We start from the raw sequence: 25,488 nt of genomic DNA on the forward strand, positions 1-25,488 counted from the left end.
TCATCTCCTAATATTGATGTTTCGTCAATTCCTCTTTAAAGCGGCTGTTAAGCACTTTTAAATAGGTGCCTTTCATCCCCAAAGAGCGGGATTCAATAATACCGGCAGACTCTAATTTACGCAAAGCGTTCACGATCACCGAACGGGTGATGCCGATACGGTCAGCGATACTTGATGCGGTCAAACGACCTTCGTCTCCTTCTAATGCCTCAAAAATAGCTTGAACAGCTTTTAGCTCACTATAAGAAAGCGTGTTGATCGCCATTTGAACAGCTGTGGTACTGCGAACATCTTCTTCGATACTACGGGATTTTTGGTACAAGAATTGCATACCAACAACTGTCGCACTATATTCCGCTAATACCAAATCATCATCATCAAAGGATGTATCGATTCTGGAAAGAATGATCGTCCCTAAGCGTTCTCCTGCACCGTAGATTGGTACGATGGTTGTTAGTCCGTTGGGATACAGCTCTCGGCCTTCCACAGGAAAAGCCGTCATATCGTCACTGATCGGCACATTGGCTTCTGTGGAAGTCAGGTGATCGACTAAATCTGTATAATTTTTAGGAAACTGTTTTTCGACAAACATTTTTTTGATGCGCTCATTATTGACATCATGGTTCTCAACAAAACCTAACACGCTGCCGTCGACGCTAATAATATACGCATTGCTGTCTAGGATGTTTCCTAAAATGACAGCCATTTTGTCGTAAGGCAAATCAGAAGCTAAATTAAAGGTGTTTTTTTGCTGCAATAATTCGTTGATTTGTCTTGTCTTTTCTAATAATGTTTTCATTGGTCCGCTCCCTTTATAAAATATACCGGCTTAAGTCTTCATCTTTTGCGATTGACGCAAGTTTTTCTTCCACATACGCTTCTGTGATCGTGATTTCACCCATTTGCATCTCAGATGCTTCAAACAATAGATCTTCAAGTAGTTTCTCTAGGATCGTATGCAAACGACGGGCTCCGATATTGTCGGTATCGCGATTCACTTGATACGCGATTTCGGCAATTTTTTCGATGGCTTCCATCGTAAAGACCACTTTGACATTCTCGGTTCCTAACAAGGCAACGTATTGTTTGACTAAGGCATTGTTTGGTTCCGTTAAAATTTTAACAAAGTCTTCCTTCGTCAAGTCATCCAGCTCCACGCGGATCGGGAAACGCCCTTGCAACTCAGGGATCAAATCACTTGGTTTCGATAGATGGAATGCGCCTGAAGCGATAAAGAGAATATGGTCGGTTTGTAACGTGCCATATTTCGTATTGACTTGTGAGCCTTCAACGATCGGCAAGATATCTCTTTGCACCCCTTCACGAGAAACTTCTCCTGATTGCTGCGATTTCGAAGATACTTTGTCGATTTCATCAAGAAAAATGATGCCGCTAGATTCCGCCAAACGTAATGCTTCGCTATGAATATCCGCGTCGTTGACCAGTTTGGAGGATTCTTCTTGAATTAACAATTCCCGCGCTTCTTTCACGGTTACTGTGCGTTCAATTTTCTTTTGCGGTTTCAATGCACCTAATGTTTCATTCAAATCAATGCCCATTTGTTCTAAGCCATTGTTCATCATTGGCGTTTGATTTTTCGGTTCATCGACTTGGATCGTCACTTCTCGGTTATCCAAAAGGCCTTTTTCTAATTGTTCGAAAATCGCTTGGCGATTGCTGCGAATCTCATCTGTCAATTCTTCTTTTGGTTCTTCTGGTTGTTGTGCGGCGTTGAACATATTCATCATTTGTTCATAAGGATTGGTGTTCTTTTTCTGTTCCTTTTTAATACCAGGGACTAAGACTTTTACTAAACGACGATTGGCTTTTTTCTCCGCTTGGATGCGTACGTTTTTATATTGTTCTTTTTTCACGATTTGGATCGCATTTTCAACGAGGTCACGTACCATCGATTCTACGTCTCGACCGACATAGCCGACTTCCGTGAATTTCGTCGCTTCTAACTTAACAAAAGGTGCATCAACGATCTTCGCTAACCGTCGCGCAATTTCCGTTTTCCCAACGCCCGTTGGTCCAATCATCAAAATATTTTTTGGTGTGACATCTTGCTGCATTTTTTCATCTAATTGCAGACGGCGGTAACGATTTCTTAAAGCAACCGCCACTGATTTTTTGGCATTGGTTTGTCCAACGATGTATTCATCTAATTCTTTCACGATCTCTCGTGGTGATTTGTTTTGGTTTGTCATATCGTCATCCCTCTTTAAAACTCTTCTACAATGATATTGTGATTCGTAAAGACACAAATGTCTGCTGCGATATTCAAGGCACCTTCAGCGATTTCTTTGGCAGATAGTTCACCGCCATAACGTTTCATCGCACGGGCTGCCGCCAAGGCATAGTTTCCACCTGAACCGATAGCTAAAATCCCTTCATCTGGCGAAATGACCTCACCTGTCCCAGAGACTAAGAGCATCTCCTTGTCATTCATGACGATCAGCATCGCCTCTAATTTTTGCATCGATTGCTGCGTCCGCCATTCTTGTGCCAACTCTACTGCAGCTCGTTGCAAGTTTCCGTTGTATTCATTTAGTTTTCCTTCAAATTTTTCTTCCAAGGTAAAGGCATCTGCCACACTACCGGCAAAGCCAACGATCACTTCACCGTTGTATATTCGACGGACTTTCCGAGCGGTTCCTTTCATAACGACCTGTTCTCCCATCGTTACTTGTCCGTCACCGGCCATGGCAAACTTGCCATCTTTTTCAACCGCACAGATGGTGGTTGAATGAAATTCTGACTTCATTTACGTTCCTCCTGTACCAATTTTACGCACGTGGATGAAATTGGCGATAATTTTTTTGTAAACTGTCTTTGGTGACATGCGCATAAATCTGTGTCGTCGATAGATTGGCATGCCCCAACAATTCTTGAACGGTCCGCATATCGGCGCCGTTGTTTAATAGATGGGTCGCAAACGTATGCCGCAGCATATGAGGATGGATTTTACTGTCTAAACTGCTTTTTCGGATGATTTGATTCAATACATACTCGATCCCAGTTGCAGTGATCCCATCACCAAGATGATTCACGAAGAGAACCTCGTGTTCCTTGTTCTGCTTTGCCATCAGCTGCTTGCGTCCTGAGGTAAGATAGCGCTTGACTGCCGCTTGTGCGTAACTGCCGAAAGGAACATAGCGATCTTTGTTGCCTTTTCCGTGGATCAGCAAAACGCCGCTTTCCCAATCGATCGCGCCCAGCGTCAGACTGCTACACTCGCTGACCCGCAGACCTGAACCGTAAAGGACTTCTAACAATGCTTGATTGCGCTGTTGTAATGGCTCATCACCAGCGACACTTTGAAAAAGAGCATCCATTTCCTTTTCATAAAAAAAACGCGGCAATTTAGCGTTTTTCTTTTTTAAATGAATGTAGGCGAAGGGATTCTCTTTGACGATCTCATGCTTGGTTAGAAATTGGTAGAATGAACGCAAGCTAGCCATTTTCCGACTGATGGAATTACGGCTATACCCTCGTTCCGTCAAATAGCTCAAATAGACACGAACATCACGATACTCCACCGCTAACGGGTCTTCATTGCCAGACTCTTTCAAGAAGTGAAAAAAATCGCTCATATCTTCTTGATACGCTTTTTTTGTCTTTTCCGAATACCCTCTTTCAACAATAAGATAACGAAAAAACTCTTCTTGTAATTGATCCGTTTGCAAAGTAACCCCCCTTTTCATGATTCGAAATAACTTTAGCATAGACCACAAAAAAAAACAAATGAATTGTCAGAATTTAATCAATATTTCAAAGTTTAGACATAATTGTGAAAACTTTCTAAGAATCTTCGTAAGATTCTTATCATTCTTCAGAAAGATCACTCAAAAGAGCCATAAAAACGTACCAATCCCTTTCTCAAAATAGAGAGGGACTGATACGTTTCCACTTATTTGCTTTTATTCGATTGGACCAGTTGTTGGCTGAGGCGAACCATTGCTTTTTGAAACAGCTTGAACTAGCTCTTTGTTTCCTTGTTTTGTGGACATCGTGTCATTGATCAACGCCACTAAGTCTAATCCGGTGGTTTCTTTGATCGTATCAAAGGTTCGCGCTAAACCAGCTTCCCCCATTGATTGAAGCCCATCGTTGCCGCCAAAGCTGACCACTTTATCGATATTGCTAAGGGGCGCATTGACTTCTTTTGCGATTTCAGGCAGCACTTTGATGAACTCCATCAAAATACCAGCTTCGTTCAGTTTGGTCAAAGCAATCGCCATCTTTTCACGGCTTTCCGCTTCGGCTTGACCGACTTTTGCGATTCGTTCCGCATCGGCACTACCTAATTTTTCAATTCGTTCCGCTTCCGCTTGTGCAGCCAATTTGACTTTTTCCGCTTCGGCTTGTGCTCGGGCGATTTCACGGGCTTTGTCTGCTAATGCGTTTTGTTCAACGACATATTTATCTGCTTCGGCTTTTTTACGGACAGTTGCATTCAATTCTTTTTCTGTCAATTCCGCTTGTTTCTCTTGAATCTCAATATTTTTTTCTTGCTCGATCAATTGCACTTTCATTTGTTCACCGACCGCGATTTGCTCCGCTTTCGCATCCGCAACTTCACGTTCTTGTTTGTACTGCGCTTGTTTCAACGCCATATCTTTTGTCGCTTCCGCGATTTCTGTTTGGCGACGGATCTCTTCATGCTGTGCCAATTGCTCATTCTCAGCTTGCTTGATCCGCGTTTCTCTTAAGGCATTGGATTCTGCTACTTCAGCGTTCTTCTTCACTTCAGCAATCTGGGGACGCCCTAAAGCATCCAGGTACCCATTGCTGTCGCTAACGTCTTTGATCGTAAATGATACGATCTCCAGCCCCATTTTTTTCAAATCCGTAGAGGCAACTTCTTGTACTTGTTCCGCAAAATCATCGCGATTTTTGTAGATGGCTTCCACCGTCATCGTTCCTAGAATTGCCCGTAAGTGACCTTCTAAGACTTCTTGCGCTTCATCTTCCAGTTCACCAGTGGATTTACCCAAGTATTGTTCAGCGGCTGTCTTGATCGACTCGGTACTGTTGCCGACTTTCACTAACACCGTGGCACTGGCTTTGATCGGTACGCCTTGTTCTGTATAAACTTCTGGTGTCCCAATCTCTAACTTGTGGGTCAGTAAACTTAATTTATGTGCCTTTTGAACAATAGGAATCACAAACGTCCCACTGTTTTTTAAAATCTTGATGCCTTCTTTTCCTAAAAACGACCCCGTGACGATCAACGCTTCATCGGGTTTTCCGATTCGGTAGCGTATCATCAAAAAGGCGATCAATAAAACAACGAGGACGACGCCCCATAAGATCGGATTACTTAAAAAATCAACTGCTGATCCTGTATCCACCATAACCTAACACTTCCTATTCTATAAAATTTTTACTTTCAACCACCAACGCGATCCCTTTTTTATCAAAATCGACAATGATGACTTTGGTGCCGACTGGCAATCGAACATTGTTTTCACGATCTTCTTCCCGAAAAAAACGAGCAGGATAAACAGAACGTGCACCTTGACTCCCTATTTCCATGACTTCGCCGATTGTGTCTCCGACAATCTTTTCCGTCAGTTCGCCGATCACAAACTCATTGCGGCTAATGACATTGCTGCGGTTTTTGTCTGTGATGCGATTGTAGAGCCACATAAAGGGGCCCAACAGCAAACTAAATGCAACAAAGACAACGAAAATGCCCCCGACCAAGAGGATCAGCAAACCTAAAAATTGGATCACTGTAGGAAAACGTTGTAAATAGTTTTGAATCAAATGAATCCATTCTCCGATCACCATCTTCACCACCTTCTGTCATTGTTACTGTCTATCATAAGTCACCTTGATTAAAGTTTCAAGACAAATTAAAAAAAAACTCTCTCACCAATTATCAGTAAGAAAGTTTTCGATCATCGTGCTTATAATTGTTCCTTGGCTTTTTCTAAAGCAGCTAACGCTCGATTTGCCAATGCTTCATAACGGGATTTCTTGTCTCTGATTCGCTCTGGAAGTTCTGGCAACAACCCAAAGTTTGCATTCATTGGTTGGAAGTGTTTGCCTTCAGCATGGGTGATATAATACGCCATACTACCAATCGTCGTTTCTTGTGGCATAATGATCGGTGCTTCGCCTTTTGCAAGTTTGGCAGCGTTGATGCCAGCCATCAACCCGCTGGCTGCACTTTCCACATACCCTTCGACCCCTGTCATTTGTCCAGCAAAAAAGAGGTCCTCACGTTTTTTCGATTGATAGGTTTGTTGCAAAAGCTCAGGTGAATTCATAAAACTATTCCGATGCATCACGCCATAGCGCACAAATTCAGCCTCTTCCAAGCCAGGGATCATCCGGAATACCCGTTTTTGTTCGCCCCATTTCAAATGTGTTTGAAAGCCAACGATGTTGTAAAGAGAAGCCGCCGCATTGTCTTGACGCAGCTGAATCACTGCGTAAGGACGCTTGCCAGTTTTCGGATCTTCTAACCCAACTGGTTTCATCGGACCAAACAACATGGTTTTCGGACCACGACCAGCCATGACTTCGATCGGCATACACCCTTCAAAGAATTTTTCTTTTTCGAATTCTTTCAAAGGAGCCACCTCTGCATTGACCAAGGCCTCACGAAACGCATAAAACTCCTCTTCATTCATCGGACAGTTCAGATAGGCTGCTTCACCTTTATCGTAACGAGATTTCAAATAAACTTTATCCATATTGATGGTTGATTTGTCAACGATTGGAGCTGCGGCATCATAGAAATAAAATCCTTCAGATCCGTTAAACGCTTGGATCGCTTTTGAGAGCGGTTCAGAAGTCAATGGACCTGTTGCGATCACAGTGATGCCTTCTGGAATTTCAGTGATCTCCTCTTCGATGACTGTAACTAAAGGATGCTCCTTGACACGTTTGGTGACCAACTCTGAAAAATCATCGCGATCCACAGCTAAGGCACCACCTGCTGGAACCGCTGTTTTGTCTGCAGAAGTGATAATCACTGAATCCAAGCGACGCATTTCTTCTTTCAAGACACCGACCGCATTCGTTAAATTGTTGCCTCGTAGTGAATTGGTACAAACAAGCTCGGCAAAATTATTTGTGTGATGGGCTTCTGTCGACTTCTTAGGACGCATTTCATAAAGATTTACTGCGACACCTGCTTGCGCTGCTTGCCACGCAGCCTCGCTTCCGGCTAAACCGGCACCAATAACATTGATTTCTTTCATAGTGCTCTCCTTTTATTTCAAAAGCTCGTCTCTTTTCATAAGAAACAGCTTGTATTAATCAAAAGGACCGGCGCTTTCTTTTGTCAGCCAATAATGAGGCTGACCGTTCAAGAGAATACGCCGATTCTTTTTTAACAGGATATCCTGCTAGTTATTTTTGCACATTTTCTTCATAGTCGCCTTTGATACAAACGACTTGTTTCCCACCTTTGACTTTCTTTTCGACTAAATAATTATCACACTTCGGACAATTACGCCCCACTGGTTTGTCCCAAGAAGTAAAGTCACATTCAGGGTAGCGGGTACAACCATAAAACAACCGGTTTTTCTTCGATTTGCGTTCAACGACTTGCCCTTGATGACAGACCGGGCACTCAACGCCGATTTCTTTCACGATTGGTTTTGTGTTGCGGCAATCTGGGAAATTACTGCAAGCATAAAACTTTCCGTAGCGGCCTAATTTGATCACCATCGGATGACCACAAAGATCGCAATCAAAGCCTGCAGGTTCATCTTTGATTTGAATTTTTTCGATACTTTCTTCTGCAGTCGTCAATTCTTTTTCAAATGGGCGATAAAACTGATCGACAACTTTGACCCATTCTTCTTTCCCAGCTTCAATGCTATCCAAGCTATTTTCCATTTCAGCAGTAAAATGCATATCAACAATTTGCGGGAAGAATTCCTCGATCAACGAATTGACGATCTCACCAAGTTCAGTTGGCTCAAAACGTTTTTGCGTCAATTTCACATAATAACGCCGCTGAATGGTTTCTAACGTCGGTGCATAGGTTGAAGGACGACCCACACCGTTTTCCTCAAGGGTTTTGATCAACGTTGCTTCGCTATAACGAGCAGGTGGTTGGGTGAAATGCTGTTTCGGTTCGATCGATACGGATTGAACGACATCTCCTTCGACTAACTCTGGCAAGATGTTCTCTTTGTCTTCTTTGCCATCATCGCGTCCTTCCACATAGACCTGCATAAATCCTTTGAATTTGATCTTTGAACCATTAGCAATAAAGATGACACCATTTTGATCCAAAGTAACTTTCATCGTATCCAAAATGGCAGGCGTCATTTGACTAGCCACAAAGCGAGACCAGATCAAGCGATACAATTTTAATTGGTCTTTGTCTAAGAATTTCTCCATGGCTTCTGGCGTACGCAAAACACTGGTCGGTCTTACTGCTTCATGGGCATCCTGCGCCCCTTGTGCATTGGCGCGTTTTTTGCCACCGTGAGCGGAGAACTCTGAACCATAGGTGTTTTCGATAAATTCGGCTGCTTCCCCTTTGGCTGTGTCAGCGATTCGCGTCGAGTCGGTACGCATATAGGTAATCAAACCGACAGTCCCTTGTTTGCCAAGGGCGATCCCTTCATAGAGCTGCTGTGCGACCATCATGGTTTTCCGTGTTCGAAAATTCAGTTTGCGGGCTGCTTCTTGTTGCAAACTACTGGTGGTAAATGGTGCAGATGGATTCCGTTTGCGTTCTTTCTTTTCAACCTTTGTCACTTGAAAGTCTTTACCAGAAAGGCGATCGGTGACTTCTTTAATACTTTCAGCATTCGGTAATTTTTTCTTTTTGCCATCTAAGCCCCAAAAATTGGCTTTGAATTTCTTCGTGGCTTTTTTAAAGTTTCCATCAATGCTCCAATATTCTTCAGGAACAAAATCACGGATCTCTTTTTCACGATCAATAATGATCTTAAGCGCCACCGATTGAACACGTCCAGCACTTAACCCTTTTTTGACTTTGCGCCAAAGGATCGGACTCAATGAATACCCGACTAAACGGTCTAAGATCCGCCGTGCTTGTTGAGCATCGACGAGATCCACATCGATCGTTCTTGGCTCTTTGAAGGCTGCTTTGACCGCATCTTTAGTGATTTCATTAAAGACGACACGATTTTTATCTTTTAAATCTAGTCCAAGTAGAAAAGCTAAATGCCAAGCAATAGCTTCTCCTTCTCTATCCGGGTCACTTGCGAGGTAGACTTTTTCAGCTTTTTTCGCAGCAGAACGGAGACTTTTGATCACGTCACCTTTTCCACGGATCGAAATGTAATGAGGCTCATAATCATTTTCGACATCGATCCCCATCTTACTTTTAGGGAGATCACGAATATGACCGACACTTGCGACGACTTTGTAATTTCGTCCAAGGTATTTTTCAATGGTTTTCGCCTTTGCGGGCGATTCCACGATTACTAAATATTTATATGCCATATAAAGAATGGCTCCTTCCTGAATTTTTCCTACTATTATATTCTATCAATCAGTGAACCTATCGTATGCAGATGAAACATACAAATCGTAGCTTATCATAGCTTTCAAGAAAAGGTTTGTCAAGGAAGGTTGATTGGAAAAATCAAAAAAAGGCTAACTCTTGTAAAATATCCGACACGCTAATCGTACATTTTGCACCATCTTGAATCAAGCGGTGACAACCTTTTGACTGATCCGAAATCATTTCACCAGGCACTGCAAAAACTTCTCGTCCATTTTCCATCGCTAACTGTGCCGTAATCAAAGAACCGCTTCTTTCCTTGGCTTCAATTACGCAGACCCCTTTTGAGATCCCCGCAATAATGCGATTGCGCAGCGGAAAGTGGTATCTTTGCGGTTTGGTATCGTGCGGATATTCGCTTAGCACCAGATGTTCTTGACGGATCTGCTGGAACAAACGGTAGGAAGATGACGGATAACAATGGTCCATCCCAGAAGCAATCACAGCAATGGTTTGTCCACGATTTCTGATGGCTGATTCATGGGCAAAGCTGTCGACACCATTGGCCAATCCGCTAACGATGGTATAATTTTCCGTCACTAGAGGTGGAATCAGCTTTTCGCAAACTTTTCGTGCGTATAAGGACGCCGTTCTTGCACCAACAAAGCCAATCATGGTCGTTTGTAGCAGTTGCAGATTCCCTTCATAAAAAAGCATCAATGGCGGGTCCGCGATTTGTCGTAAAAGCATCGGATACTCCGCCGAGAAGAAAGTGAGGTAGTTCTGTGCGCCCATCTTTTGTGCGATGTGTTCGTCCTTCAATCGCTCCCATGATCGCCGAAAAACCGCACGGTGCTGTGGAAGGACCCCGATGGCAATCATCTCTTCCAGCGAACAATTCATCTCTTTTGTTTCCAACCAATGCCAAATGATCTTCCAACAACCTTGCAGACCAATTCCCTGACAGTAGTACAGTTTTATCAACTGTTTTTCAAAATCTGTTGCTTGCTGATACTTCATAAACAAAGCCCTCTTTTCTTAGTAATCTTACTTATAAGATTCGCTAAAAAAAGAGGGATGGATGAAATTTATAGATATTGTTTTACTGGCGCAAATGTTTTTCGATGAATAGGACAGATTCCGCGGGCAGCTAGCCCTCCTAAATGGACTTTGGTTCCATACCCAGCATTTTGATCAAACCCATAAAAAGGATAGACTTCATGAAAATCTTTCATTAAGTTGTCTCGATATACCTTGGCGATGATACTTGCTGCGGCAATGGAAATGGAACGGGCATCTCCTTTGATCAAGCTTTGTTGAGGGATTTCCGTATCGATCGTCATCGCATCGATCAGTAAATACTCGGGCTTGACTGCTAAGTCGATCAAGGCTTCTTTCATTGCTAGACGACTGGCTTGATAGATATTGATCCGATCGATCTCTTCTGGACTGACCACGCCGATACCGACAGCAACGGCTTTGTTTTGAATTTCGATAAACAGCTCTTCTCTTTTCTTGGCAGAAAGCTGTTTGGAATCATTTAGACCTAAGATCTGACATTCCTTAGGCAAGATGACCGCAGCTGACACAACGGGTCCTGCTAATGGTCCGCGCCCCACTTCATCTAAACCAGCAATAAAACGGGCGCCTTGCTGAAATGCTTCGTTTTCAAAACGCATCATTTCTTCGTATTTTTCCTGCAATAGCTGGTGTTTCACTCGCTGTTTCTCATATTGTTGCAGCAGCTTTTGGACCCCCGCTCGTTCATCTGCTTGCAGCGCCTGCAAATACGCTTGGTCATTGAAAGCTGGATCAAATAATCGCTCTTTGATTGTCTTAATCGGTTGTTTCATCTTGGCTTTCCATTTCCTCCACTCGATCTAGTGTATATCGGCCCAATTTCCCTTGCCGAATGTCGAAGACAACGAGTTCGCTTCCTCGATCGTAATTGTCTTTATAGCCACGTTTTTCCGTGATTTTCATCAACAGATCGGGCGCTAACAACGCCTCTTCTTCCGCTTTTAGTTGGTAACGATTCGCGATTCTTTCAGGATAATAGCGGGCAAAAAAATCAAGACCATACAATGCGATATCATCCAAATGGATCAGCTGGTCTTTGATCGCTCCGGTCAATGCCAACTTCTTGCCGATCTCAGGATCTTCAAATTTTGGCCATAAGATCCCAGGCGTATCTAGAAGCTCTAGATCAGTCCCAAAACGCAGCCATTGCTGCCCTTTCGTCAAGCCGGGTTTATTGCCCGTCTGAGCGATTTTCTTCCCTACTAAGCGGTTCATCAAGGTCGATTTTCCGACATTCGGGATGCCGATCACCATTGCTCGAATCGCACGAGGCTTCAAGCCTCTCGCTTTGTCGCGAGCAATTTTTTCCTTCAAGACTTGTTTCGCTGTAGGAACAATGGCTTTGACCCCTTGGTTGTCTTGGGCGTTGATTGCCAGTGCTAGATAGCCTTGTGCTTGGAAATATTGCTCCCATTTTTTGGTTTGAACGGGATCTGCTAGATCCGTTTTATTGATTAAGATCAATCGTGGTTTTTGTTGTAATAATTGATCTAACATGGGATTGCGGGATGAAATCGGCAAGCGTGCATCCACGAGTTCAAAAACGATATCCACGAACTTTAATTTTTCACTTACTTCACGTCTGGCTTTCGCCATATGGCCTGGAAACCATTGAATGGTCATTTGAACGTTTTCCTCCTTGGTACTTCTTCGAATTGATAAAAAAGACAGTCGTTTCGATATCCGTGTAATATATGGGTGACAAGAACGAGGATCGCTTGCTTTTTTTGAGTCAGAGAAACCCATCAGTGCAGCAAACTAGCTGAACTGTTTGCGGATCAATGTTCTTTTTCCAACCTGATGCATAGGAAAAGCTTCGAGCGCGTTTGTTTCAACGCACCTTGACTTTTTGATTTTGGGGAAGTGGTTGAATGAAGCATCCTTACCGCTTTGTTTTGGTTTTTCCTAACACACTCGCGATAGACTGACTGCTTTTTTGCTATCTTTTATCTTAGTTATTGTACCATATTTCACACGACATGTTTCATTCTGACTAAGGTTAAAAAGTCATTTTCTTCTACTTATTGAGAAAAACGAACGATCCTTACTTTTCATCAATGGAAGTATTCGAATGAAGACGTTTTTTCCGCTGAATCCTGTTACTAATCAACAAGAGGAGGATAAGAACAGTGATCACGCCTAGCATCAATCCTACTTTTTGCTGCTGTGCTTTTTTGGCGGCGGCTGTTTCTTTTTCTTCAACATAAGGAATTCTTTTGCCCCGTACCAATAAACGATGGCTATTGACCATATAGGGGGTACAGGTCAACAGCGTGACGTAATCGCTGCCTTTCACAATTTTTAATGCCTGAGTATCATCAGGGTCGACCGTTTTTATCTGATCTACTTGATACGCCAATGTATCATCAAACGTTTCAATATAAAACTCATCACCGATCTGCAGCTTAGGCAGATCAGTAAAGAGCGTTGCACTCGTTAACCCACGGTGTCCGCACAGAACTGCATGGGTATCTTCACCACCAATTGGATACGAAGCGCCCTCCAATAATGTTGCGCCTCTTTTTAACAGCGTATCGGTGGTTTGATCAAAAATCGGGAGAACGACACCAATCACCGGGATCTTTAAAACGCCGATCGTATGTCGTTCATAGTAATCAGGTGTATCGCCTGATTCTGAGTCCCTTGTTTCGGGTGAATCTTGCGTTTCTTTGATTCCAGGATTGCTGGGCTGCTGGGCCAGCTCTTGATTTGCTCGTTCCAACTGGTTCCTTTTTTGTTGTTTTTCTATTTCACTCATTTTTTTGGCTTGGCTTTGGTAGTAACTGATCAACTGTTTATCCAAAAACGTGTTGAGCTGATTACTTACAAAAGGATAACTGATGATCAAAACCCCTAGCAGCAGCAGAACACCCATCAAAAAATCCAATAAAGTTACTTTTCTAGTTGGTGCTTTTACGCCATTTCTTCGTCTGATACTCATCATGCTTTTTCATCTCATTTACTTACCCTTTCCGTTTTACAAAATAACCCCCTGCTAAACCAACGATCACCACTCCGATTGCGCCCATTAAATACGTGCCGACACCACCAGTTGCTGGTAAGGTTCCTTTGCGGCGGTTAGGAACTTTTTCGGGCTCTCCCAATTGCTCTTTCGTTCCATAAGACGTTTCATGGACTTCAAAAGCGATGCGATTTGTTAGCAGCACGTAATTTTTCGGTGCTTTTACTTCTTCCAAATAGTACGCGCCAAATTTCAACCCGATGATATCAACCAATCCATCTGTACCTGTGGTAAATTTCGTCGCTTCATCCGCTGTTTGTACCCAAGATACCTGTTTGGTTCCCTCTTCGATTTTCAAGTAGTTGGCATCATCACGGTCTTGATCTCGTACAACAAAAACTGCATCTGCCAGCTCTTCGGTAGCGGTCACAGCCCCATCGACTTTTAAGAAGCGTTTGCCCCCTGTCAAAACTTCCACGCTTGGCGGCGTTTGATCCGTCATGAAATCTGTTTCTACATTTGCTTCATTCTTAAAGCCATTGATAGGCATAGCCTGTTCATTTAAATACATATAATACACAAAGCGCAATTGATTTCCCGGCGTTAATTGCGGTACAAATTCTGGATTGATGGTTACCGTAAAGCCATGCTCTTTTTCCGTTACTTGGTAATTCGTCGCGTCGATTTTCTTTTCTCCATCATACAACGCATAACCCGTTTCTCCTTCTGCTGTATTTTCAAAAGTCAATGCTGGATCATGGGCATCGATCAATTGGAAATGTTTGTATTTGTTTTCTTCTCCTACTTTGTCTTGGATACCTAATGGGATATTAACCGTTAGGTGATATTGGATTCTTTCGCCGATTTCCACGTCTTTGCCGTCTAATTGTGGTGTTGTTTTGGTAACATTTGTCGTGTCATTCTTGACTTTTAGCTCAACCGTGACGTCATTGCCTGCTGCGATCGAAAAATCCTTGATGGTTTCTTGTTCGATCAAAGCGGCTTGACTTGGGGCTTTCGTTTCCTCTAATTGATAGGTGCCTGTTTCTAACTGCTCAACTTTTAACTGTCCTTTTTGGTTTTCATCAACATCGATGGTCGTTTCTCCAGCAGCATATTGTTTACCTGTTAAAAAGCGGTACGCTGCTTGTTTGTCAGTCGTCCACGTATAAAGTCCATCGGCTGCACTTAAAATATATTTCTTGGTCTGTGCGTTTCCTTCTTGCTTTGAGATGACAAATTCCGCATCATTCAGTGGTTCGTTTTCCCCCGTTCCTCGTTTATTCACAAGGAGCGTTCCTTCATTTGTGACAGTATTTTTAGGATAAAGATGAATCGTGTCTAATTCTTCTTCCCCGTAAGCATACGACCCGTCTGCTTGTTGGATCATTTCGTAAACAGGAAAGGCGATCACCATGTTCTCAGCAGTGGTAACACCGGCTTTAGGGTCTTCTACAATGGTGTAAACTGCATCCCGATCGGCTTGTTTTTTCGGCAATTCAAAAACCAAATCACCGGCTGCATCTGTTTTCCCGCTAGCTACAGGGGAACCAGGCGTCAAGGTTTGGACTTGACGCTTCGCTTCTTCAACGGATGCCCCTGCAGATCGTTTTTCATAAAATGCTGTGGTCACATCATAGACAGAAAAAGTGACATCGGCTAAGCCTTGGTATTGATCAAACTCTGCCATCTCAGTCCCACTATTTTGAATCAATGAACCTGGCAAATTGACCATTTTCTTTTTATGCAGATGGACCTGTGCCAAATTGCTCTCTGCGGATACTTGCTGATTTTTCGTTCCAAAAAAGACAAATGGCAGAAGTAAAAATAGGAGACAAACCATTTTCGTATGATTAAAAATCTTTTTCATTGTTCTTTCCTCTCTTCTATGTTTGATATTTTCGTTTTTTCACGAATGGTCAAATTACTTTAATGAAGGCTTATCTTTGCGCGTAACGTACAGATAGCTACCTGTTAAAAGGACTAGTAGACCTGCTGAAAGAATCGCCAGCCACCCATGCCAATTCCCTCCTGTTTCAGGAAGAGACACTTTTACTTGATTGGTGACGATCAATTCTATTTGATTGTTCTTTTCTCCAGAAACAAGAAGATTCGGCTGCAATTTTTCGTCAATCAAGACACTGCCATCCTCTTCGATCCTGATTTTCACAGGTGCTGTTAAACCAGCATAGCCTGCAGGCGTAACAATTTCTTCTAAGGTATAGCTACCCGGTGTTAGATCATGGAAATGAAATACCGCTAGCGATTCTTGGGATTCTGGTAATTCTATCGTCTGACCGTTTCCGCTTAAGCGGAATTTGGCTCCCTCAAGCGCTTGTCCCACTTCATCCTGTTTATTGACCACCAAATCAAAAGGTTTTAACTGATTGCCATGGGTAAGAGTCCAACAGTTGGCATCTGCAGCGACGTTTTCCCCTTGATACTGGATCTTTCCGTCTGAACCAACGACAAACTCATAATCACCAACAATCGTATCGTATCCAAGCGGACCAGCTGTTTCTGAGATGCGATAAGCGCCCGGCTCAAGGATCGTAAATTCAGCCATCCCCACGTCATTCGATGTTTCTGAGGCAATTTCTTGATAATCCCCCGCTGCTGTTTTTTGTTGCAGAGAAAAGACAGCCCCAGCTAACAGTACTTGCTGCTCTTTTTGTACCGTATATTTTCGAATAGCAACTGGAATTTCTGTAAACGGATTGGTGATCTCCAGCGTAATCGTATGATCGTCCACTGTGACGGGTTGCCCATCGATCGTCGTATTCCCTTGCGTATCAATATGAATTAGCCACTGGGTTTGCTCAGCTAAATGGTGTCCCGCCGGTGCAGTGACTTCCTCCAAACGATAGGTCTGCTCTTTTTGCAACGCAGTATCTGCTGGCAGTCCATACGTTCCATCCCCTTGATCCACAAGGGTCACTGTCTCTCCTGCCCCCGTCAATTCAAAAACGGCACCTGTCAGCTTCACCTCTCCTACAGCGGATTTTTTGATCAGGTTTAATGCCAGGGGTATAAACGCCTTTGTATTTTTCCAAGTATAAGCGTCCACTTTTGTTGCTTCATAACCTGCCACTGCTCGTTCATTTGTGACTTGATAATCAAAAGTTTCTCCCTGATTGTTATACAGCGGCAGTAGACGGGTTTCTTCGTACTCCGTCCCATCCTTTTCAGAAAGCGCGTAAACTTTGCTTCGTTCCCAAGTTGTCTGATCTTGGGCATCGGTCTCAGTAAGTTTGAGATACCCTGTTTGCCAGCTTTTCTCATTGCTGACAGGACTCCTGCTTATTTCAATATAGATCGTTTCAGGACGACTGGAGGTATCGCCATCGTATTCTTCCCAGTGCTTTTTGATCGTCACCTCCTTCCCAGGTGCTTTGGCGGATGGCACACCAAACAATGCCTTTTGATCGGACTGATGATTCGGATAAAATACCGTTTCGCCATTCATTTGATACCAAGTATCTGGTTTAAAATCCGCTGCTTCTGTTTGAATCCGCACTTGATAATGAATTTGCAGTTCTTGCCCTTCGCCTAAATAAAGACCTGAAGCATGGATTGTATTGTCAGACATCGAAATGTCAGGCTGCACCGTTAGAGCAGCAGACCCGACACTTTTGACGGACAAGCTATTTTCTTCGTAGACAAATGGCTGCAAAATGGGGTCAGTAATCTCGCCATCGGTGACTGTTGCCGAAATGTGAAGGGCTTTTTTCTCGAGATAGTCGGCAATATCCGCTGCTTCATTGGCTGACTCATAATAAAGATGGCCATCTTCATCAGCAGAAACCATCTGTCTCATTTTTTTCTCGACATCGGCCTTTGTATACCCAGCGGTTTGATCTCCTTGCAGTTGAATCCCCAACCCATGAATCTCGATACCACGTTCTTTTAACGCCATCGCTTCACCAATCGTGGCGATAAAGGTATTGTTGATCCATTTATAATTGTTCTGTTGATCAAACGCAAAATAGCCATTGTAGAGAAACGATGTATTCATCGGCTGGTCTTGAGTAAGAGAAAAGGCGGTTCCATAATAACTGCCGTCTGCCTGGGTATGCACTTTAGACACATGATAACTGTAAGTAGGAACGCCATCCGTTAGCAAAACGATGACTTTCTTATGTCCATTTTGCGTCGATAGCATATCCCCTGCTTGACGTAGCCCCCTTTGTGTAAAGGTTCCCCCAGCTGCTGTTTCTGGCGTCATCGATCGGATCGTCTCTTTGACTTCAGAAAATTTTCCTAATTGGCAGGTTTTGTTTTGATAATTGCTGCCATCACTGGAATAACCGACATAGCCCATGTAGACACTATCCTGAATGCCGCTTCCTTCAATTTGATTCAAAAAGCGATCCACGCCTTTTTTCACTTCTGCGATCCGTCCCATCTCATTCATACTGCCTGACCAATCCACTACCAACACGACATCGATGGGATCAATTTGACGTTGAACATTCCCTCGTACATTTAGGTAGACATCAAATAGTCCTGGGGTATTCGTCTCTTTGGCAAATTTTCGTAGCGCGAAATCTGCTTCGTCTCCTACACCACCATATTCAATATATGAATGGGTCAAATTTGCTGGATCGCCATTCCATGTAGTTATGCCGTCCCACGTTTCGCCTGCATCCTTGTTCCCCTGATGATTTAAGACGTTACTGTTCTCATCAGTTTTCCAGTTCGCCGCAGGATACGTCCCGCTTTGGTCTGTCGTATAATCTGGTTCAATCGAAGCAAAAGTTTGTGAAACAGTCGTTTTTTGATAAAGACGTTCTTGTTTAAATGGTTCAATGAGCGTTTCCTCTTCAGAAGCACTTGTCGCCGTTCCTGTCTCGTTTGTCTCTTCCTTCGTTTCTTCGTTCGAAACTTCTTTTGAACTTTCAGTCGCCGCTTGCTCCGAGGTCGACTCACTCACGGCTTCTGAAGAGGATCCAGTGCCAGAATTGACTTCTGATGTTTCTGAAGAAGCAGAATTTGTGGCAAGTGGGATTTCAAAAACTGATTCATTCGAAGACAGTAGGTTGTACGATTCTTCACCTTCCTTGTCATATTCTTCGATCTGAATCATCAATTTTAGCTTTTTCGTTTCTTCAGGCAGCTGAAAGATTAGTTCTTGTTCCGTTGGTGTTTGCAAGAAATCTTGGGTTGTAAGCCAAGACTGTGCGGAATCATCCTTGACTTGAGTCATCTCTTCATTGCTTGTTTTTAGTAACAACTGTTCCTTCGTTTCATCGATCGCGTATAGTTGTACCCAGAGACGCTGCTGTTTGTTTTTTTGTGGTAGCTGATAGCATAAAGAAAATTGAGTGCCCTCTTGGTGACCAGTCAGTTTGATCTGCTTCGTTTCAGCAATAGTGATCGTATGTTCTTCTTGTGCACTTGCAGTCCCGTTTGTTTGCAAACTCGAATAAATGAAAAATAGTATCCCCCCTAACATACAGAAAATGAAAGAGAACCCGTGGTGTCTCTTTGTCAAAAACATAAAAAGACCTCCTTTCAAAGAATCAAAAATTACAAGCTGATCATACAAGAAAGAAGCAAAAGACACCTCTTTTTTTTATTTTCTGAAAAATAGAACTAATTGGCACACCTGTAGTTATTCATAAGAAAAAAAAGTTGGTTATTTTAAAGTTAATTCATTATCGATATGTTATTTAATAATGTAAAAAAACTATCGTTTTTCACCTGCGATTTCTATTTTTGTTCTTTATGAGACAGTTCTATGAAAAATTTGTCTCAATTTTTCTAAAAAAAAGCAAAAGTTTTGAGACGTGTCTTTACACCGTTATATAAATACGTTATTAATAAAACAAGAAGGTGATCATTTGATTGAAAAAATACTCTTAGATACCCGAGCGTTAGACAAAATCGGACTCTACGGAAAACTATTATCAATTGCTCCGGGTGAATACAACCTAGAGTTCGTGAAAAATCTGACCCACTTAAGTGCAACACGATTGAAAAGTTTACTTTCCTCGATCCAAATCGACTTGCAAAATCTCTCCCCAGTGAATCTTTCATTACATAAAAACACCCTGAATCTTCCTAAAAATTTGATTGAATACAACCAATATCAGCAATTTTTAGCGCAAGAAAGTATTTCTTACAAATTATTGTTAAGCATCTTGACCAATCAAGATGAAAGTTTACTGGCATTTTGCCAAAGAAACTATATCAGTCGTTCGACTTGCTTTCGGCAAACAAAGAAGCTGCAAGACCATTTGAAAGAATTCAACGTGACGTTAAATCAGTCCGCTATGGCACTTACAGGTTCGGAGATGGTGATTCGCATCTTATTGTTTAATTTTATCTGGCACATTTCTTTAGGAGATAGTTTGGCGAAGGCATTTGATCAAGAGATCGAAGAACTTTTTGTGACTTACGAAGGAACGAAGTACAAAAGCAAGTATGAGATTGGCAAAAAAGAAGCCTTGCTTCATTGCAAAATCTGTCTATTTCGTATCAAGAATGGCCACGCGACAAATCTTTATCAGTTAACGAACCAGTCCTTTATTCCCAGTGGTGAAAATCTTGATTTCTTTTCAGCGTTTTTTGAAATCATTGATTCAGCTATAGATATTCTTGAGATCAATGCTTTGTTTTTCCTTTTTTATTACTGGCCAATGCTAACTTCAGCGGCAGACGTGCGCCTTCCGATCATTCAAGACTGTTACAAGCATGAAAAATCGGAGTTAAAGGAACTGATGGCTGAATTTGAAGCACACTGCCAAAAATTTCTCTGTGATTTTGATTTCGACCAACAATCGTTTCTTTATATGAATACATATCTTACATTGCTGAAGTTCTGCATATTCAAGCAAAAAGTTCCTCTTTTAAATTTTTTTGAAGCTACTATAATCAAAGATAAGTACCCATTACATACGATTTTGACAAATACGATTCAGAGCTTTTGGCGTAAAATAGCAAACCGCAAAGGCTACGAGTGGTTAAAAGCCTGTTATACGGATCTTGCTTTTTATCAAGCGTGTTTGCTTTACCCCATTTACATCGAAAAGGAACAGAAATATAAGCTTAAAGTTGCTTTTGTCTATGTATCCAATTACTTGGTCTCAATGGAAGTGTTTAATATATGTGAACGATTGCCCTATGTTGAAATTGAACGGATCACGCTGCCAACAGAGGAACCTTTTGACTTTTATATTCTGAGTTCCCCACAGCTTTTACCTCCTTTTACAACTGAGGAAAACACGGCGATCATTGATTTTTGCCGTTACCGTGATTTTGAAACGAATTTGTGTCAGAAACTTTTGGCTGCTTTTAATGAAAAAATAAAAAGAATAACTGCCAATAGCGCCTAAGTCCACCCTTTTCTCGATACAAACCACATCCTTTTGAAAAAGGATCATTGCTATACAAAATCCCCCCTTGGAATCAACAGATGATTCCAAGGGGGGATGTTTAGTTAGGAACATTCTATTTTTCTCAGTCTAAATCAGCCGAATATGAGTCAATGGATAATAAACAAAGCGGGCATTGCCTAAAATCGCATCGCCTGATATAGGACCAAAGGAGCGGCTATCTTTAGAGGCACGTCGATTATCACCAATGACAAAATAACTGTCTTTGCCTAATTTCTCAACGCCCAATAAAGATTCCAAATCAAAATCATTGGTATAAGAGGCAGACTCATGATCGTTGCTGCGGTTTTTCACTAGAAAATCTTCATCTACCGGTTCATCATCAATGTAAAGCTGATCATTGACATATTTCACCGACTCACCCGGCAAGCCAATCACCCGCTTGATATAGGTCGAACCATCTGGCAGCTGGAAAACAACGACATCAAAACGCTGGATCGGTGAAATCTTTTCGATGACTACCATATCTCCTTGTTGCAACGTTCCTTCCATGGAGTTCCCTTCAACAGGAACCGGAATCAGTAAAAATGCCCGAATCAAGAAGGCTGTTGCAAAGGCGATCAAGGCATATTTTACGACTAGCCAAAAACGATCGATCCACTGTTTCTTGGCATTCACAAATCTACCTCCTCTCCGATTTATTCCTTACTTATTTTTCTGAAAGCAAGGACAGTGCTTTTAAGTACGCTGGGTCCTCTGCTTTGAGTTTTTCTGCTACTTCTTTTTCAATTGCTTGGGCAGTGTCGGCATCGACTTCACCAGTTGCCTTTAGGTCATGAGCTTCTTGGAAGGCTTTCACAGCTGCAGTCGTCTCGTCATTGAAGGTATCGCCGCTCGTGGCATACCCTAACGCTTCAAGAAATTGATTCAGATTGTTGACAGCCGTTGACGATTGTCCAGCTTTTAAGGCATTATCACGAGGTAATGGCGGGAAATACGCATATTCTGGATAATCCTCTTCATAGTCTGGCATCACACCTTGATCGTTGACCCAATTTTCATTCGGTGTCAGCCATTTCATGACCGTCATTTTTAATTCACTATTATCCCCCAAATCCTTCACATTTTGAACGGTCCCCTTACCAAAGGTTTCCGTACCAACGACTGGGATATCCGCTGATTCTTGCAAGGCTGCGGCAAAAATCTCAGCTGCGGAGGCACTGCCGCCGTCGACTAAAACAACGACTGGCTCTGTGACTTTGAATCCTTCATCCAATGCTTCGCTCGCTTTGGTCTCACTGACAACCCCTTGATTGTTGGCAAACTTCACGATCGTTTGGCCGTTTTCTAAAAACATACTTGCCATGATCTGGACTTGATCCAGCAATCCACCAGGATTTTGTCTTAGATCAAGAACAAACGACTTCGCACCGTCTTCCCGCAACTCGGTGATTGTTTCTTTCAACTCAGCTGCTGTGTTTTCGGCAAAGGAGGTAATATCAATTCGACCGATCGTATCATCATTTTCAACCAGTTCACCATGGACCGTTTCGATTGGGATCACGTCCCGAGTGATTTCCACATCAAAGGTATCTGCTCCACGCTGAATCGTTAACGTCACCTGCGTGCCTTTTTCCCCTCGAATCTTACTCACGACTTCAGACAATTCCTGACCTTGCGTATCTTCCCCATCAACTTTGACGATTCGATCATTCATGCGCAGACCACTTTTTTCTGCAGGGGTGTTTTTGATTGGCGCTTGTGCGACCTCGGGATAGTCTTCCACGATCGACAAAGTAGCACCGATCCCTTCAAAACTTCCTGAGAGGGACTGATCCAAGTTATCCGCATCTGATTGGTTCAGATACGTCGTGTAAGGATCGTCAAGCGCATCGGTCATCCCTTGAAGAGCACCCTCAATCAATGCATCCTCATCGACTTCTTGGTAATAATTCGCAAGAATCTGGTCATACAACGACTGGATTTTCTCCATCCCGCTGGCTTCTGTCGTCGTTTCTGTCGCCGGTTGTGTCGTCTGCTGATTTTGCTGGGCTGTTTGCCATAAGTAGACACCGCCTCCCGACAAAATCGCGACACAGACAAGAGAAACGATATATCGGCTTGTCGTTACATTTTTCATTCACAACACCTCTCTGAGAAAAAACAACTTCGTTCTGAGCATTTGTGCAGGCAAAACGAAGGACGTTTTTATTTGTTATTTTCGAGATACTCTGCCCAGATACGATCAAAAATATCCATGGATGGCAAATAATCAACGTTTAGTTCCAGATAAGAAGAGACTTCATCATAATCATCACTGTGCTTTGGAAACTGAATATCATGACTCGCATGAGTGGCAAAGACCTGAGCCTCATCTGTATGACTCGGACCTTTGACTGCCATTAAATAGCTATAAAAACTTTTACGCATGTTCTTGCTCCCAATGATCTTCTAAAAAGGCTGCTCGACGGGCATGATTGCGAGCAAAATTTTCAGGATTCTTTTTGTAGTACTCTTGATGTTCTTCTTCAGCTAAATAAAAGGGTTGCGCTGGTTCGATCGTAGTCACGATCGGATCGATAAAGCGACCGGAAGCCTGAAGTGCTGCTTTGCTGGCTTCGGCTTTTTTTCGCTGCTCTTCGTTAAAATAGAAGATAACCGGACGATAATTGTCGCCGCGATCTTCAAATTGGCCAAAAGCATCGGTTGGATCTGTTTGCTGCCAATAAATCGTCAAGAGCTCCTCATAACTGATTTTTTCTGGGTCGAAAATGATTTCTACTGCTTCAGTATGCCCTGTTTGATGGCTTTTGACTTCTTCATAGGTTGGATTTTCGGTATGTCCTGCGGTATAGCCAGAAAAAATCGAATGCACCCCTTCGAGTTCATCAAAGGGCTGGATCATACACCAGAAACACCCACCTGCAAAAATTGCTCGTTCCATTATTCATCCTCCGTTTCAGCTGGTAAATATAAGCTCATTTGAATTTCATCATCTACAAGATTGATTTTGTTTGCCTTGATGAACAATCCGTTTTGCATGCGGAATTGATCCAATCGTATCAGTATAATTTGTTCATCGGCATTGACATCGATCCATTCGGGAAATTTAAAACTACGTTTGATCATTTTCATTACTTCACTGGTGGGCAAATCCAAGGTGCCAATCGATAAACTTTTGGCTTTTAATTGGACATTGCCTTCTTCTGTCACATAAGGATCAAAATAGAGATAAAACGTGATAGGAAACCCTAATACTTGAAACTCGCCTGTTAAGAGTGCTTCGTTTCTCAGCTCAAAATTATATTTTACCTCTTGATCCTTTTGAAAATCAGATAGATAAAAATCAATCAATTGATTGACTTGGCTTTTGTTGCTGTTAACGGTCAGAACAGGACTGCCCTCCCGTTGAACAAGTTCAGCACTTTCATTTAAGCCAGTTTCTCGCTGCTGAAAAATTCTTGAAGCAAAGAAAACCGTTGTCCCCAATAGGATGCCGACCAGAACTAGAAAAGCAATTTTCCAGTAGTTGATCGATTTTTTAGTGCTTGCAGCTGTTTTTTCCGGCTGCTTCTTTGATTCGCTTGGTTTCATTTTGCTTCCTCCTCTAGCAACCAATAGTTTTGTGTTTTGATCACTTCATCGCGAACGGCATTCGCCATCAGTTGATACCCAAGATTATTGGGATGGAAGCGATCGCCTTCATACAAAACATTGTTGGTGATATTATTCCCGACAGCTTGCGATGAGTCGGTAGTCGCCGACGTGCTGCTTTGTGTCTCATCAGCATTTGGCGCCGATGACTCAGGTAAACTTCCAGTGTCGGTTGTTTGTGTTGTTTCCTCAGTTGCGTCTTCTTCTGTATCCGCAATACCGACCTCATCACTTAACCCTTTATAGAGCAAATCGTTGATAGGAATAAAAAAGGCATTTTCTTGCTGATTGACGAACGTTTCCGTCTGTTTATTCCAGTTATCAATGATCGTCTGCATGTCGGTGATCTCTGGAAAGTTCAGATAAAATGGATTGTAAATACCCAAAACATAGATTGGGACATCGCTATTTAGTTCACGGATTTGAGCGAATAAATCTTTTAAGCGTTCATTATATTCTGCCATCGGTTCCGTAAACGTCTCGATACTCAGACCGAAGAAATTGCTTTGGATCACTTTTAAGACGTCATTTCCGCCGACGGTCAAAGTAATCAGGTCCGCTTGACTAAGGTCTTGGCGCAAGTCTTCATCATTTTTGACTCGTTTTAAAATCTGGTCGCTTCGTTCACCAGCGACCCCATAATTTTTGGTTACTAAATTGCTCAGATCATAGCGGTCCTCTAGATCTCCTGCCAAAATAGGCACAAAGCCGCCCCGAGCTGTTTCATCTCCAACACCCTCTGTCAATGAATCCCCAAGCGCGAGGTATTCAATGGCGGATTTTTTCGAATCATTGGCTGCTAGCTTATCCACAGGGGTCAGCAGTGGTTGCGCTTTGGGAATAGCTAAATGAAACAGTACACCCGTTCCAACGGCTATCAGTCCCACAACGATCAAATAAGTTACTAATTTCTTCCATTTCACAGGTATTCAAACTCCTTTGTAATCTTTGCTATTTTAACAAAATTCTCATAAAATTCCTAGTCGCAATCCTTCAAACTTAAG

21 protein-coding genes are annotated in these 25,488 nt (G+C 42.6%); 1 reads left to right on the top strand and 20 read right to left on the bottom strand.

Features of this window, described 5'->3' with window-relative positions:
- Positions 1-7 precede the first annotated feature (7 nt).
- The 14 genes from codY to A5878_RS10735 form a co-directional block, all read right to left on the bottom strand.
- On the bottom strand, positions 8-799 hold the full coding sequence (gene codY, locus A5878_RS10670; RefSeq protein WP_005229632.1) for a GTP-sensing pleiotropic transcriptional regulator CodY: 792 nt from the start codon (positions 797-799) through the stop codon (positions 8-10).
- A gap of 13 nt (positions 800-812) precedes the next feature.
- Positions 813-2,210: an ATP-dependent protease ATPase subunit HslU gene (hslU, locus tag A5878_RS10675; RefSeq protein ID WP_060792221.1), complete on the bottom strand. Its 1,398-nt coding sequence runs from the start codon at positions 2,208-2,210 to the stop codon at positions 813-815.
- Between the two features lie 14 nt (positions 2,211-2,224).
- A complete protein-coding gene (gene hslV / locus A5878_RS10680) occupies positions 2,225-2,767 on the bottom strand; it encodes an ATP-dependent protease subunit HslV (RefSeq protein WP_005229630.1) in 543 nt (180 codons plus the stop codon).
- 22 nt (positions 2,768-2,789) lie between these two features.
- Positions 2,790-3,728: a tyrosine recombinase XerC gene (xerC, locus tag A5878_RS10685; protein ID WP_081091721.1), complete on the bottom strand. Its 939-nt coding sequence runs from the start codon at positions 3,726-3,728 to the stop codon at positions 2,790-2,792.
- 195 nt (positions 3,729-3,923) lie between these two features.
- On the bottom strand, positions 3,924-5,360 hold the full coding sequence (locus A5878_RS10690) for a flotillin family protein (protein WP_010749391.1): 1,437 nt from the start codon (positions 5,358-5,360) through the stop codon (positions 3,924-3,926).
- Between the two features lie 13 nt (positions 5,361-5,373).
- Positions 5,374-5,799 (bottom strand): hypothetical protein, encoded by a 426-nt coding sequence (locus A5878_RS10695; RefSeq protein WP_060792219.1) that lies wholly within the window; start codon positions 5,797-5,799, stop codon positions 5,374-5,376.
- Between the two features lie 119 nt (positions 5,800-5,918).
- Positions 5,919-7,220: an FADH(2)-oxidizing methylenetetrahydrofolate--tRNA-(uracil(54)-C(5))-methyltransferase TrmFO gene (gene trmFO, locus A5878_RS10700; protein WP_005229622.1), complete on the bottom strand. Its 1,302-nt coding sequence runs from the start codon at positions 7,218-7,220 to the stop codon at positions 5,919-5,921.
- 151 nt (positions 7,221-7,371) lie between these two features.
- Positions 7,372-9,450, bottom strand: coding sequence for a type I DNA topoisomerase (topA, locus tag A5878_RS10705; protein ID WP_005229621.1), 2,079 nt, complete (start codon positions 9,448-9,450; stop codon positions 7,372-7,374).
- Between the two features lie 142 nt (positions 9,451-9,592).
- Positions 9,593-10,471: a DNA-processing protein DprA gene (gene dprA / locus A5878_RS10710; RefSeq protein ID WP_086295541.1), complete on the bottom strand. Its 879-nt coding sequence runs from the start codon at positions 10,469-10,471 to the stop codon at positions 9,593-9,595.
- A 68-nt stretch (positions 10,472-10,539) separates the two neighbouring features.
- A complete protein-coding gene (locus tag A5878_RS10715) occupies positions 10,540-11,304 on the bottom strand; it encodes a ribonuclease HII (RefSeq protein ID WP_086295543.1) in 765 nt (254 codons plus the stop codon).
- Positions 11,288-12,154 (bottom strand): ribosome biogenesis GTPase YlqF, encoded by an 867-nt coding sequence (gene ylqF / locus A5878_RS10720; protein WP_086295545.1) that lies wholly within the window; start codon positions 12,152-12,154, stop codon positions 11,288-11,290. Before ylqF ends, A5878_RS10715 begins: the two co-directional genes overlap by 17 nt.
- 421 nt (positions 12,155-12,575) lie before the next feature.
- Complete coding sequence (locus tag A5878_RS10725) at positions 12,576-13,475, bottom strand: class C sortase (protein ID WP_179190642.1); 900 nt, start codon at positions 13,473-13,475, stop codon at positions 12,576-12,578.
- Between the two features lie 19 nt (positions 13,476-13,494).
- Positions 13,495-15,363 carry a SpaH/EbpB family LPXTG-anchored major pilin gene (locus A5878_RS10730; RefSeq protein WP_086295547.1) on the bottom strand — a complete coding sequence of 623 codons (1,869 nt, stop codon included), beginning with the start codon at positions 15,361-15,363 and terminating at the stop codon, positions 13,495-13,497.
- 54 nt (positions 15,364-15,417) lie between these two features.
- Entirely contained in the window at positions 15,418-18,993 is a 3,576-nt protein-coding gene (locus tag A5878_RS10735; protein WP_086295549.1) for a SpaA isopeptide-forming pilin-related protein, read from the bottom strand.
- 343 nt (positions 18,994-19,336) lie between these two features.
- Between A5878_RS10735 and A5878_RS10740 the strand changes: the two genes are divergently transcribed.
- Positions 19,337-20,830, top strand: coding sequence for a helix-turn-helix domain-containing protein (locus A5878_RS10740; RefSeq protein WP_060792212.1), 1,494 nt, complete (start codon positions 19,337-19,339; stop codon positions 20,828-20,830).
- Between the two features lie 129 nt (positions 20,831-20,959).
- Here A5878_RS10740 and lepB read toward each other — a convergent pair whose 3' ends face one another.
- From lepB to A5878_RS10770, 6 genes are all read right to left on the bottom strand, one after another.
- Positions 20,960-21,508: a signal peptidase I gene (gene lepB, locus A5878_RS10745; protein WP_005229602.1), complete on the bottom strand. Its 549-nt coding sequence runs from the start codon at positions 21,506-21,508 to the stop codon at positions 20,960-20,962.
- A 31-nt stretch (positions 21,509-21,539) separates the two neighbouring features.
- Positions 21,540-22,970: a S41 family peptidase gene (locus A5878_RS10750; RefSeq protein WP_060792211.1), complete on the bottom strand. Its 1,431-nt coding sequence runs from the start codon at positions 22,968-22,970 to the stop codon at positions 21,540-21,542.
- Positions 22,971-23,038: 68 nt separating this feature from the next.
- Entirely contained in the window at positions 23,039-23,260 is a 222-nt protein-coding gene (locus A5878_RS10755; protein ID WP_086295551.1) for a YozE family protein, read from the bottom strand.
- Positions 23,253-23,774: a peptide-methionine (S)-S-oxide reductase MsrA gene (msrA, locus tag A5878_RS10760; RefSeq protein ID WP_060792210.1), complete on the bottom strand. Its 522-nt coding sequence runs from the start codon at positions 23,772-23,774 to the stop codon at positions 23,253-23,255. Before msrA ends, A5878_RS10755 begins: the two co-directional genes overlap by 8 nt.
- Positions 23,774-24,424: a YpmS family protein gene (locus A5878_RS10765; RefSeq protein ID WP_016610785.1), complete on the bottom strand. Its 651-nt coding sequence runs from the start codon at positions 24,422-24,424 to the stop codon at positions 23,774-23,776. The genes msrA and A5878_RS10765 overlap by 1 nt, the downstream gene beginning before the upstream one ends.
- Positions 24,421-25,407, bottom strand: a complete 987-nt coding sequence (locus A5878_RS10770) for an SGNH/GDSL hydrolase family protein (RefSeq protein WP_086295553.1) — start codon at positions 25,405-25,407, stop codon at positions 24,421-24,423. Before A5878_RS10770 ends, A5878_RS10765 begins: the two co-directional genes overlap by 4 nt.
- Between the last annotated feature and the right edge of the window lie 81 nt (positions 25,408-25,488).

It is taken from the genome of Enterococcus sp. 3G6_DIV0642, from assembly GCF_002140635.1.
Taxonomy (GTDB): domain Bacteria; phylum Bacillota; class Bacilli; order Lactobacillales; family Enterococcaceae; genus Enterococcus_D; species Enterococcus_D casseliflavus.